We start from the raw sequence: 13,673 nt of genomic DNA on the forward strand, positions 1-13,673 counted from the left end.
GCCAACCTTGACCAGCGCGACCTTCAATCCAACGCACCAGTTGGAAGGACAAAGTGTGACGGTCAGACTGGAGTTCGACAAAGAACTCCAAGCGGTAAGCGCGGCGTTGGGCGGTTCGGCGCTGGCATTAACCCAAACGGCTGACGCGAGTGTCTGGACCGGTGATGTTGTTGTGCCAGTAACGTCAGAGCTGACCGTTGGATTGGTGGTGAAAGACTACCAAGACTTGTCAGGCAACACAGGCGCAGAAGATAGCACGTATTCGATGCCAGTTACCCCAACGATCACGATCGGAACCATCAGTGATGTATCGGGTAATACAACAGTAACTATCAATGGCACAACTACTCGTTTTGAGGCGGGGGAGACAATAGCACTCAAAGCTGTTGATACCGATAGCTTGGTGGTTCTGGGCAGTGCAACAGTGTTAGTTGATGGTACATGGACCGTTGATCTTGATTTGTCTACTTTGAAAGACGGAGTAATAACCGTTTATGCAAATGGTGCCAATTCACTCTTTGCGACCGCTGATGAGGTGAATACAACATTCAATTACTCTAGTACTACAGCTCTTGTTGTTCCAAGCTATTGGGAAAGATATTCCGCGGAGTTACCTTCCCAGAAAGCAGCCTAAAGGAAAGCGAGCATTAAGCTCGCTTTCTTTTTGCTTGTATTTAAGTGATCTAGTTCAAATGATTATGCTTTTTCCATAAATGAATCAGATAACTTTATCGCCTTAATACAAGGTGAAACATCTAGAATGCCTAGACCATTTTTGTTTTTACGAGGCAATACTGTGATTGTGATGGTAATTGATGATCTTCAGTGGTGAATATGCCATGTTGATAATATCTATTAATATTATATAGTTACATGCATGTCTATACCCTAGGTGTAGAGTTCTGCATTAGGTAGTGATTACTACCTGAGTTGTGTATCTATGATGAAGTGAAATTAGCCTAGCATCGCTTCATATTAGTTACACCTTTGTGGGTGTGACACGCACTCACCTTTTTATTCATACTTCCTCAGTCGCGATAGGCTATTTATTGCTACTGAGGAAGGCGTATCCCTCCAGAACCTCAACCTGCGGCTATCAGTGCTTAAATTGAATTTGTTAACTTCTGCCCAAAAGTAAAAAACTGTTTTTGCTTAAAGCCTACCTTTTGAGTTGGATTGAAGGGTAATAAGTTTGAATTGATAGTTAAAACAACCAAACAACCTGTGGTTTTGTTGTTTTTCGGGCGTTTCGGTTTTCTGAAAGTTTTCTATGTGATTGAATGTTATGAATTAAATTAGTAGCATTAGCACACCAAATCGTACTTGTAAGCCTTATCAGCTTAAACGTCACCGCAACCATATTTACGATGTTGGTTGTGGAGAATTCAAATGCATTTAGTTTGCAAATTTATACCTAGCTCGAAGCTTTCCTCCAACGAGCTATCCTACGTCCTTACACCTGATGAGTGTATAGGGCAGCTTTCGCGTGTGCGAAATTCAGAAGACATTCTCAGAAACCTTCCTAAAGAGCTTGCTCAGAAGATCTCAATCTCTGCCAAGAAGTCTAGCTCCGGGTTGCTAACGGCTATTCGACACGAGCTAGGAAATGGGAACTGGGTTGCGTTGTCTTCTTTCTCTCGTAGAACGCCGTTAACAGATACCCAATTACAAAGTTTCCCAAGATTAAAAGCACAGCTTGAATCGGTCTCATCGACTGGTGAGAGCAAAGTTTTTAAAGCGGGTTACAAGCAGGTTACTGACGATGTAGCTCTAGTTCGCAGTTACGCGCATGTCCCTTCTGAACCAAGTCCAGATCAAAAAATCGTTGTCGAGTTTGCAGGGCAGTGGTCTAGCAACGCGGCATGTTTGATGTTGGGAAAAACCGAAGCTCAAAAAGAAAAAGTGACTGTAGGCAAGGCCGATACCGAGAACAAACACCGCAGCCTTGCCACGTTTAAAGATCTCGAAGCTGAGGGCAAAACGCTCTATATCAAAATCCCATGCACTGACCAACCTCAGCCAATCTTGCTTAAACTCGCCGAAAACCTACAACCCGTTGATAAAGAAACTCAGATGGATGAGTGGGATAACGTGTTGGTGCCTGTAGTTCCTCTATACAAATCGGGTTCTTCATGGGATGGCTACACATCAGGGCGTGTTTACATTATTTGGAATGGGGAAGTTTGGCGCGAACTACAGGTAACAAATGATGGATATTTTGCCGATGTAGACATGAGCAATAGCCGAAAAAAAACAACGGAGACAAGACATGTCAATATAGATGGCTCTTCATTATTCCCCGGTGAGAACGTTGCATTTGAACCATTCTCAATTTTGCAAGATGGGGTAGAAGTATTTAGCGGTGAATTAGACATCAATGAGCAGGCAAGAGTGTTTAGCTTGGTTGCTGAGGAGGTCGAGATCAAGTTTGCAGGTTTTGAACATGAGAAATTGATGATTTCAACACACCCTAGCCCCATGAAGGCCTCTGGTGCACCGAGTGGTGAAGTGTTGGGCTATCCGCTGCCTCATATCTGGCTACCATACAAAGTGAAAGGCGAATGCCAAGATGTGTATCTGTATTACTCGTCTCAAGCCTTGAGTGATGGTGCTGTCTCTGAGTTAGAGAGTAACTATCAATCGATGGCAATTTCACTATCCGAGATGTCGGATTACAGCAGCTCTAAAGGTTTTACTCTACAAACGGTTTTTAAATTACCAACGCTATCTGAAAGTCAAAAAGTGAAGGCGGTTGTTAATGAGCAGAACAATTGTAATGTTGCGGCAGTAAACATACCGCCTCCTGGAAGCGAGATCATATTACGCTATCGTGTTCTGGGCTCCACCGATCAACCCGATGACTATTTTATGTTACAAAACGAAGAGCATAATTGGTCGCAAAAAGCATATTTTCGTTGTGCCAAAGTCGATGAAGATGGCTATCTCAATTTACGATTTAGTGGCTGGCCTGAAAAGGTTAAAGAAGTCGATATTTTAAGGGGGGCTCATGCATCACGAGGGAATGAAACTCCCGAAACATTTAAGTTGCGCGAAAAAGTAAAAGTTACGGATTTATTAGGCTAGAAAATGAAAAAAACACTACTAATCACGTTATTAGGCTTAGCAATCATTGGTTGTAATGACCAATCTCAACAGAGTGCTTCCCCTGTTTCGAGTTCTGCGCAAACAGAGCAAGAAAAACACCCAGATCGGGTCTATGTTGGCGAGCATAACTACTACGTAATGGAATCGGCAGTGACCAATGAGAATTGGGTAGCCGATGACAAAATAAAACCTATGCCGGGTCAGTTTCCTAAATACTATGTCTTTAATTCAGATGAATGGCCCAAGGAAGACATTAACGATGCTAGCTCTTATGACCTGCCGCGCTTTCAGTTTGCGTGGGCGAGTGATGGTGATCGTTACAACTTGCAAATCTGGAGCATGAAAACAAATGGCACAGATTTACGTTTAGTGGTGCCAGATACTAAGGTTGATGGCATTGTGCTTATTCGACGCTCTCCCAACTTACGCTATGTCGCTTGGATAGATAAAGCCACAAGCAAGTATGTTTATGACCTAAAAACGGGTGTAAAAACACGCTTGATGGGATTAGGCTCTCCTGGCATGGCTTGGTCAGAGGATAGCCGCTATTTGTATTTTCATACCATGGGCGACTTTGATAACGCTCGTTGGGATTCTGAAACTGGCGAAATTGAAGCTGTGGATTTTGGGATTGGTCCTTACGCTGTCCTGAAAGATAAGACAATAACGAATCTAAGTTACACAGGGGTGTTTAAGCGAAATTTAACGGATAATGCTCTGAAATATATAAGTATTAAGCCAACAGGTAAGGTTCAGCAAAGAGAGTGGTTGAGATTTCGGGGTATGAGCCCAACGGGTCGATATGCTTGGGGCCAAAATGATCAAAATCGATTCTTTTTCGATATTGAAAATGAAACTGTACAAAAATACGAAAAAACCGAATATGTGGGTTCAGGAATATTGGGAAAAGGTGCTCGATTCAGTGCGCACGACCGTGTATCCCGTATGACAGTTGTCGATCGTGAAACACTTCGACGCTGGCAATGGTATGCTCTAGGTACTGGTGAAATAGGCATTAATTCAAATATGAGTTTATACAATGGCTTGGCAAATGATGGTCTTTGGTTTAAGGAGAGTCAGTGATGGTTGACTTGTGTACTTACGATAAACCAATGTATTTGCTTGGAGTGCACTTTCAAGGTGAAGATACAGATACAGGGCGCGAATTCAGTAATTGGAATACAGTGCCAGACTTAACCAGCGTAGAACAAGTAAAGAATGTTCGACCTCTCCCTTTTACCCCAATACTAATAGATGCTCTCGCCCAAGACTCTATAACTTTGCCTAGGTTTTGGGGAAGTGACCAATATGGCAGGCTATGTAATCTATCGTACTTAAGTGAAGCCATAGAGGGCGAATCACAAGTGCTACTTCGCCACAATAGCCCAATTACAACGATTGATATTAATCAAAGCTATGAGATGTTGTTTCCACCCACCAATTTAATTGGCCAATTAGCGCAAAGTTCATCATCTATCACTGAAATTAAGGAAAGCGTAAAGTCTCTCTATACGAAAATGAATCCTGCGTTAAATAAGCCGAGGCTTTTTAAACCGTCGAAAATTTCAGTGAAACAACTTGCAAAACCTTTTACTCAGGAGTTTGGCGAGTCCCTTTCGCAAGAAGAAGAAAACTACAACCAATGGTATGCAGATATCCAGTTATCTGACGTTGAGTTTATTGAAGGGTTTGTCGTACCTAGTGTGAATACCATTAGCATCGTGTTTAGCAGTGATATTTACATAGGTGCGGAAGTGTCATTGATAAAATATTGCAGCACACTTGGCAATCAGCAAGAAACGTCAGAGGTCGTATTGGAAAGAGGCGTCGTGAGTCAGCCTTCTTATAACGATGAAAATCGAGAGTCACAAGCTTATAAAAACACTTTGCCATCAGTAGTATTTAATTTACCGTCGGTCATCGAACCTTCGAGTTCGGGGTCAAGCACAGAAGATAATCATATCGTGCTGGGTGATGGCTTCTACGGGCTGAGGGTCCAATTCTTTGTTAAAGATTATTTAAAAGCGAATGAACGTCTTCAAAATAAAGTTCCTGAAGTTATTCAGTCTGGGCGACTCCGATTTGAACGGAATAAATCGTCAGCAGTCACTGGCGTAGCAGATCAGGATTGTTATACCTACGAATTGAACGAAAAGGTAACGTTTAAATCAATCAGTGGTTACGGAAAACTCGCCATTGTGTGCGGTGATATGATCTCTCTTGAAGAGTGTTTGTTTTACCAGTATCCCCAAGCATTACCCTCTAATTACAGCGAGTTAATGACAAAAACCGGAAAATCGGTTCCTCTAAGCGGTACGGGTATTAATACTCTCGGTTTAGTATCTGCAATCAAAAAGAACGCGGAAAGTCTGCCTGAAGGTTTCCTAATGGGAGGAAATCCATTTTCAGAAGGCCTGAAAGATACAATGTTTAGTGTAGCTAAAGGCATCTGGTCGGACATTGAGCAAAAAAAGCTGCCTGATTTGATGACCAGCAGTGTTGCACTTGCTTTTGGCTTTTCAGCGTTTAAGGAAAGCCGTAAAGAATTGGCCAAAGCGATAAAATTTGCCAATAAGGGGCTCGACTTTAATCAGGTGGCGGCCTTGGCGTTTCGCAAGAGTGGTATGAACATCTCGTTTATTAAGCGCGAACTCGATGTGATAAAAGCTAGCTTGATCACGGGTACATTCAGTGAGAACTCAACACGACTTGCGAGGTCATGGTTTAATGGCTCCGTTATGGACAAGATGAACCGAGCATTTCCAATTCTTGTATCTGGCTCTAGCTTAGTTGACTTGTACGATTTGGTGCAAAAAGAAAACGAGCTTGAGAAGAAATCTCTTGAAGCCAAAGAAGACTTTGATGCGGTATCTCAAAGCTACCTTCAATCTATTTCAGTTATTAAAGCGTATCAAGAATGGGCACAAGCGTTAGACGACGCTAAAAACGTCATCAATGGTAGTAATGGTGAGTCGATAGCTCACATAGTTGAGGACAGCCAAGGGTTAGCGATTCATATCAATTTTAAGTTCAACGAGTGGCAACATGGTAATGAGCACGGCAAGCTGAGAACAGACATTAAACAAGTGTGTCAGAATTTGTCGCAATTGATGCTGGATAACCCGAGCTATAAACTTTTGATAGAAGGGCATGCGGGTAGGATTGGCTCTTCTGATGCGAACGATCTCGTTGCAGCTAAACGCGCAGAGACTGTTACCAACGCGATTATCTCCATTGACTCTAGCTTGGAAGAAAGGGTTTACACGGCGTCTTTTGGAAATACTCAACCGCTAACGGCTGATAGTACCAAGAGCGATATGTCACAGACCGGAGACAATGCCCCTGCAGCCCTAGATCGACGAGTTGAAGTGCGCTTGATTATTCCTAACTATCAAGTTGTTTTACCACCGAGCCGCAGCGGAATGGTGGAATTAGAGAAAGCACGCCAGTTGAAGCAAGCATTGGATGTTGGCTTAGATGATACGCAGAAGGAGCAAGTCGTGGCGGTGTTAACCACTCTTAGCGGGTTTGCGATGTTTACTCCGCTAGCTCCGCTTGCTGCGGGTATTTTGTATCTAAAGTCCGGAGCAGAGCTAGCAGACTGTGCGTTATCCGTGTTGGACGAGCTCATTACTGAAAAGGCCTATTCTGACTTTAAAGGACGTTATCAGAATATCGACCAGCTAAACCAGTTAGGTAAAATCCATATCCGAGTTCTTCAACAGTACAGAGATTTAAAAGTAACGATTGAGCGTAGTGAGATAAAGACACGTGATGAAGTTGAATCTCACCTGAAGAATAAAGAAACGGTGCAAGAACTGCAGAAACGATTTTTACTACGTGCTCTTGCGCTTAATGGACTCGTGGAACTGCTTGCTCGAATTTCTCTTTGGAACCCTAATGTTTCTAAGTTGCAAGGGTTGCTTGAGGAATATCGCGTTAAGGATTACATCGATGTTTACGTTATCAATGATAACTGGGAGGCTCCGTTAAGTAGCTACAACACCATGGCTCAGAATTGGATACAACGAGTTAGGGATGATAAGTCAGGTGCAAGTGCTGCCCGTGCTTTTGCGCAATCTTGGAAAAATGAACATTCGCAACAATTGTCACCTTTGTTGAAGAGAGCTCGCATCCAAGGGGCGTTTAATAAAGGTTTCCCAGTACAAGCCCGCTTATATCAGGGGGATGCGGACAATGGCTTTTCCGATTTCGCAAAAATGTTCGATAACAATGTTGAGTCGGTTAAATCGAGCGATATCGGCTTCAGCCGTTTGCTAGTTGATAGCAAAGGAGATGGGGTTTCTTGGAAGCCATTTGACGAGTGGATTTCCCCAAACAAAACCAATCGAATTACACCTTTTACACGTGTTAAGGTTCAGATTGTATTATCAAGTAATGCCTCTAAATCTAAGAAAAAGATATTTAAGACAACGCTGCAATATTGTTGTGAACGGTCGCTTTGGGACTTTAAAGGGCCAAGCTTTGAAGTGCTGATGGCACCAAGAAAAGCGGATGACTTAACTTTGTGCGGAAGCAACGATAAGCTAAAAAGTTACTTTGACCAACACGCAGTTGAAGAGCATCTGACATGTGTTGAATTTGAGCCAACATATTGGTTCGGCGAGTATGAAATCCCAGGTCTTAAACCTTTATATTCAAATTACGAGATTCAAGACTTTGATAAGTGGAAACAAAGTGGAGAAGCTCGCTCAATGCAATACTATTTCACTGCTGATGGGAGTACGTTATCGCTAGCAGAAACTGACGAGCGGTTGACCATGTTTAACTATGGTGTCGATGACAATAATACCTATGGCAAGCAGTGTTATCTGAATGACGATGGAGAAGTCGAGGTTGATGGCTTACCGCTTGTTCTATACGACGGTCTGGCGAATAGGCAAGTAGTGATTAACGAATATGATTTACTCATCGAAGAGTTTGTTAAAAGTGCTTCTGCTAAAAAATCTGAAGGTATTGCACCGTATCTAAAAGGTGATGTTTCGAGCTTTAGTGCTGTTTCGAAAGGGAGTGGTTTTGAGTGGTTCGATGAGAAAGCTCCAAAATCCTCTGTACTTGATTGGTCTAATGATAAACCAGTTACTATTTATGTCGCTTTACTTTCCGAAGGAGGCGAAAAAGAGACATATAGGCGTATGATGGGAGAGAGCTATCAGGTGCCAATGCGCTTATCTTTGTCGATTGAAGAACAAGAGTCGATGTTTTCAAAAGACACGACTGAAGGGCCGAGTTTCTTTGGTTCACTGCTGGAAGTAGGCGAGTACACTTATAAGAAAGAAGTCCCTTCTCCTTATGCAAAAGTAGAAATTAAAGAGGTGAGTTTTACTGAGGCGGATACTGAGGTTACATCGGAATTAGCATCTTTTGTGGAAGAGTTTCAGACGAAAGTAAAAGACGCTCCTAATCGATACCTAGACCCATTTAATGACCGTAGAACGCTACATATTGTTAAGTTTGAGCTTAGATACACCTCTCCTACTGGACGACGAGTGCCTACTTTGAGGCCATTTGGTCCTATCGTAGACAAGAAAAAAGCAGAGTTCTTACCGGTGCATATATCGGTATCCTCACTATCGCAAACGGGGCTTGCACCTGGTGTAGGGGAGTATCCTATAAAGCAGTCTCAGAAATTGTCTTTGCCTGGCGGTCAAAAATACAGTCTGGAAGGTGTACCTTGGATGGAAATTGAGGGAGATGCTTCTCGAATGAATGATTCGGCTTTTCTCTATTGGCAAAAAGAGTTAGCGAACAACTCAGTGAAACGAAAGGCGTGGATCGAGGATTGGATTGTGAAAGAACCGATGAATGTTAGTGCTCCGCAGCAAAAATCAATATAAAAAAACCGCCTTCGGGCGGTTTTTCTTTTCTTACCAATGAAAACTGAAGTAAGGTTTTCTCGCTTCTCGTTTAACCCGCAGCAGAAATGTCGTATTTCTTCATCTTATGGTTGAGAGTGCTCATTGGCAGCGCCAATTGCTCAGCGGCCTTCTTGGTGTGCCAATTACACGCATTTAAGCAATCGATGATCACTGTGCGCTCGTATTGGCTGACAACATCCTTAAGGCTCTTTGAAGCGTCTTCTAAATCCGCTTGTGCTGGCTGCTCGTAAGCAGGTTGTTCTGGAGTAGGTGAGGCTGCTTTCACTTCGACAGTTGGTACATCTTCTGGGATTTGTTCGCCAAACTCGATGTGAGTAATGGTTTCAAAATCGGACAGTAGCACCGAGCGCTCAATGATGTTCTTAAGCTCACGCACGTTCCCTGGGTATTGGTAGGCAAGGAGCTGTTTACGTACGTTGGCACTTAACCCTGGCGCTTGCGGCAAACCTAGCGTGTTGGTTGTGTGCTGCACGAAATGTTCTGCGAGAGGAATAATGTCTGACTCACGTTCTCTCAAGGGAGGCAGCGTAATCGGGAATACATTCAAGCGATAGAACAAGTCAGCACGGAACCCGCCGTCTTTGATCTGCTTCATAAGATTGCAGTGGGTGGCTGCGATAACTCGAACGTCTACCTCAATCTCTTTACTGGCACCTATGGGGCGAACCTTACGCTCTTGCAGTACTCGAAGTAGCTTAGCTTGAAGTAGCATTGGCATATCACCAATCTCATCCAAAAATAGTGTGCCGCCGTTGGCTGCTTCAAACAGGCCAACTTTGTCTTTGTCTGCGCCCGTAAATGAACCTTTCTTATGCCCAAAAAGCTCAGACTCCAATAACTGCTCTGGAATAGCCGCACAGTTTTGAACGATCAAAGGCTGGTCTGCTCGGTTAGAGTTTTCGTGAATGTATTTCGCGATCACCTCTTTACCGGCACCAGTCTCACCACGTAACAGAACGTCGACAGGAAGAGACAGCACTTTATCAAGACGATTCAAGACATTGACCATTTCTTCGCTCTCTGCAATCGGACCTTGGTAGGTTTTCTTGGTTCGCTTTTTAAGCTGAGTGTTCTCGCGCACTAGGGCTTGATTGTCGGCATTGAGATTTTTAATCACTTGCCCATATTGCTCTAACCAAACGGCTTGACGAATGTTACTTGCTGCCATTCGACAAAACTCAGTCAAGGCTGCCTCGTTGTCAATGACATTCAAATCGAGTAAGACTAACAGCCCAATGGTTTTGCTTTCGCTATCAATCAAAGGCCAAGCCAGTAAGTTCTCGCTTTTTAGTCCCAATGTCTGCTCTGTTTGATAAATGCTTTCGCAGTCGTAGCCGTTGTATTTGTATAACTCGTTAATCAACACCACTTCACCATTACGAATCGCAAAGTTAAATGGGTCGTTTTCACTGGCTGAGTCTAGCTGCAATGCTTCCCAAGGGTGGGAAACGACGGTTTTATCGTTATGGTGAGCGGTACTTGGAATCAACGCCTGTCCTGTCTGGTCCAAAACATAAATGATGCCGTGATTTGCTAAGGTCATTTGTCTCGCAGCGGTCAACACGGCATCCAATGTTTGGGTAAGCTGGCTGCGATCAGCCAAAGATTGGCTGATCGCAAGTAGGGCGTTGCTAAGTTCGCTATGGTTAGCTGAACGCATAGGTCAGTGTTCCTTGCTCATCGACAGAAACTGTGATTTGCGTGTGTGAATCATCCTTATCATGCACCAATAGCTGTGTCGATAGCTGAGGCAGTAACTGACGGTTGATGACCGCGTCGATGTTACGCGCGCCCGTTTCAGCAAGGCGACAGTTACCTAGTACGAACTCAACCAAACTTTCTTCGTAGCTCAGAGACAACTTGTGATGGCTCTGTAGACGCTGAGAAACTTTGTTCAGCTTATGGTGAATGATTTCTGTCATTGCTTCATCAGATAGCGGAACAAACGGAAGCACAGACATACGCGCCAACAGCGCTGGTTTGAAGTGTTGGTTCAAAGTAGGGCGGATAGCTTCTGCGATGATGTTTGCATCGATGTCTTTGGATTGATGAACCAAAGATTCAATCTCGTGCGTCGCAAGGTTGCTGGTCATGATGATCAGCGTGTTCTTGAAGTCAATAGTACGACCTTCACCGTCGTTCAGCGTACCTTTGTCGAACACTTGGTAGAACAGGTTCAACACTTCTGGATCGGCTTTTTCTACTTCATCGAGAAGTACAACAGAATATGGACGCTGACGTACCGCCTCTGTCAGCATGCCGCCTTCACCGTAACCTACGTAACCCGGAGGCGAACCGATTAGGCGAGATACCGTGTGCTTCTCTTGGAACTCAGACATGTTAATGGTCGTCATAAAGCGCTCACCACCAAACATTTGATCAGCGATCGCACGAGCAGTTTCGGTTTTACCCACGCCACTAGGACCAACTAGCAGGAATACGCCTGTCGGTGCGTCTGGATTACCCAAGCCAGCTTTTGCGGTTTGAATGCCTTCAGACAGTGCATCGATAGCGTATTCTTGGCCTTTGATGCTTTGTGTTAGGCTTTCTTTCAGTTTTAGCGTGGTTTCTGCTTCGTCTTGAAGCATCTTACCCATTGGAATGCCAGTCCAGTCTGAGATAACGTGGCTGACTTCATCTGGCCCAACTTCAAAGTGAACTAATGGGTTGCCATTGCGGATTGCGTCTAACTGTTCTTGGCATGCTGAAATCGCAATGCGGACCGCTTCTTCATCCATTTCTGTATATGGAGAAACGTCTTGTTCTGAATCTTCGTCTACAACAAGCTCTTCTTCATTTACTTTGCCAAAGACCAGTTCATGTAAGCGAGAGCGTAGAGCAATCATCTCTTGGATCTGCTCTTTTTCTTTGTGCCATTGTGCTTCTTGTTCTGCTAGCTCTTCTTTCGTTGTTTCCATTGCTAGTTTTAGGTCTGGAATATTAGCAAGGCTGTGCTTGTCGCCAGTTTGCTGCAGAGCATCACGCTCAAGTGCTTCAAGCTCGCGCTGTTGAGCTGCAAGTTCTTGCTGCAGAGTCTCTACAGAAGCAGGAATGGCATTAAGGCTGATGTTCACTCGTGCACACGCCGTATCTAGTACATCGATCGCTTTGTCTGGTAGTTGACGACCAGAGATGTAACGCGCAGAAAGTGCTGCCGCAGCAGTGATGGCGTCATCACGCACGTAAACGTTGTGAGACTTCTCGTATGCAGGGCGCAGACCACGAATGATCAATGCTGCTTGCTCAGGAGATGGTTCGTCGAGTTTCACCAATTGGAAACGACGCGCAAGAGCAGGATCTTTCTCAAAGTACTTTTTGTATTCCGACCATGTTGTTGCTGCGATTGTCTTTACTTCACCACGTGCTAGGGCAGGTTTTAATAAGTTAGCAGCATCGCTACCGCCCGCTTGGTTGCCGCCGCCAACAAGGGTGTGTGCTTCATCGATGAATAAGATGATCGGTGTTGGCGAGTTTTTCACTTCATCCAATACCGCGTTTAGGCGTTTTTCGAATTCGCCTTTTACGCTTGCGCCTGCTTGCAGAAGACCCATGTCCAGGCCGTAAAGCTCAACACCTTTAAGGTTGTCTGGTACGTCACCTTGTACAATCTTAAGTGCCAAGCCTTCTACTACTGCGGTTTTACCAACGCCCGGTTCACCAACAGCAATAGGGTTGTTTTTACGGCGACGAGCAAGAATGTCTACAATTTGGCGGATTTCTTGGTCGCGGCAGAAAACAGGATCGATTTCGCCTTTGCGTGCTTTACCAGTGAAGTCTGTCGTGAACTTGCTCAGTGCAGAACCATCTTCACGAGCTTGTGTTTTCTCAGAAGTCGCTACTTGCGCCTCAATAGAGTGGCTTGTTAGTTCTGCAAAGTTACGTTTAAGGCTATCAGGGTTTACTGCTTCAAGAATAGAGGCGTAACCATGTTGGCCATAACGCAGAGGGTTGCTAACAAGAGTAAGGAGTAGGGCGCCAGAGCGGATTTGTGTTTCGGATAGATCTAAAGAAGAAACCAGCCAGCTTTCTTGTAACCATTCGATTAATAAAGCAGAAAAAACAGGTTTGCTGCCATTTCCTTTGGCGTTGGTGTCGAGTGTGGATCGAACCGATTGTCTCAATAAGTTCTCAGAACAATCAAAATGACTTAATAAGACGTCAAAATCACTATTTGGCCTTTCTAATAGACTCAGTAAATAATGCTCAATTTGAACTTCGTTTGCTTTTTCCGAGACTGCGAGTGCTGCGGCATCTTCTAATGCTACTTTAGCTATCGGGTGTAGACGCTGAATTAATGAAGAAAGGTTTATATTTATCATAGCCATTTTATTCTTTAGAGGAAAAGAGGTGAGAGCTATTATACTAAAAGTGGTTACGCCATTTTTTTATCAAGATATTTTAACTATCGTTTTCTGGTGATTTGAATGGCTATGTTAGTGGGAATATTTATTACAAGTAATTATGCATTGCTATTGTGAATTAATTATTGGTTAATACGACTAAAATGCCAGTGTTATTAACTTTATTTTGTTCTTTATATATGGTCATTTTAACTTTTTAAAATTGAATCAATTTATTATTATCTGATTACAATTTATTGGTTTTTTATCCAATAAATTGTAAGAAACAAATTAATTCATAATGGAGTTTTATTGTAAATCATTGTTT

The 13,673-nt window shown here is 43.6% G+C and carries 5 protein-coding genes and 1 pseudogene; 4 read left to right on the top strand and 2 right to left on the bottom strand.

Features of this window, described 5'->3' with window-relative positions; translation table 11 throughout:
* From OU793_RS19000 to OU793_RS19015, 4 genes and pseudogenes are all read left to right on the top strand, one after another.
* A pseudogene (locus OU793_RS19000) lies at positions 1–634 on the top strand (hypothetical protein); the annotation flags it as partial.
* A gap of 755 nt (positions 635–1,389) precedes the next feature.
* Entirely contained in the window at positions 1,390–3,084 is a 1,695-nt protein-coding gene (locus OU793_RS19005) for a hypothetical protein (RefSeq protein ID WP_140103951.1), read from the top strand.
* A 3-nt stretch (positions 3,085–3,087) separates the two neighbouring features.
* On the top strand, positions 3,088–4,188 hold the full coding sequence (locus OU793_RS19010) for a hypothetical protein (RefSeq protein ID WP_023624937.1): 1,101 nt from the start codon (positions 3,088–3,090) through the stop codon (positions 4,186–4,188).
* Positions 4,188–8,963, top strand: a complete 4,776-nt coding sequence (locus OU793_RS19015) for an OmpA family protein (protein WP_140103953.1) — start codon at positions 4,188–4,190, stop codon at positions 8,961–8,963. The genes OU793_RS19010 and OU793_RS19015 overlap by 1 nt, the downstream gene beginning before the upstream one ends.
* Before the next feature lie 70 nt (positions 8,964–9,033).
* Here the strand turns inward: OU793_RS19015 and OU793_RS19020 are convergent, their stop codons facing one another.
* Together OU793_RS19020 and tssH are read right to left on the bottom strand one after the other, a co-directional pair.
* The gene (locus OU793_RS19020; RefSeq protein WP_042772516.1) at positions 9,034–10,665 is read right to left on the bottom strand and encodes a sigma-54-dependent Fis family transcriptional regulator; all 1,632 of its coding nucleotides are present in this window, start codon (positions 10,663–10,665) and stop codon (positions 9,034–9,036) included.
* On the bottom strand, positions 10,652–13,324 hold the full coding sequence (gene tssH, locus OU793_RS19025; protein ID WP_021454247.1) for a type VI secretion system ATPase TssH: 2,673 nt from the start codon (positions 13,322–13,324) through the stop codon (positions 10,652–10,654). Before tssH ends, OU793_RS19020 begins: the two co-directional genes overlap by 14 nt.
* Positions 13,325–13,673: the final 349 nt, after the last annotated feature.

Source organism: Vibrio sp. VP6 (genome assembly GCF_028823755.1).
GTDB lineage: Bacteria > Pseudomonadota > Gammaproteobacteria > Enterobacterales > Vibrionaceae > Vibrio > Vibrio parahaemolyticus.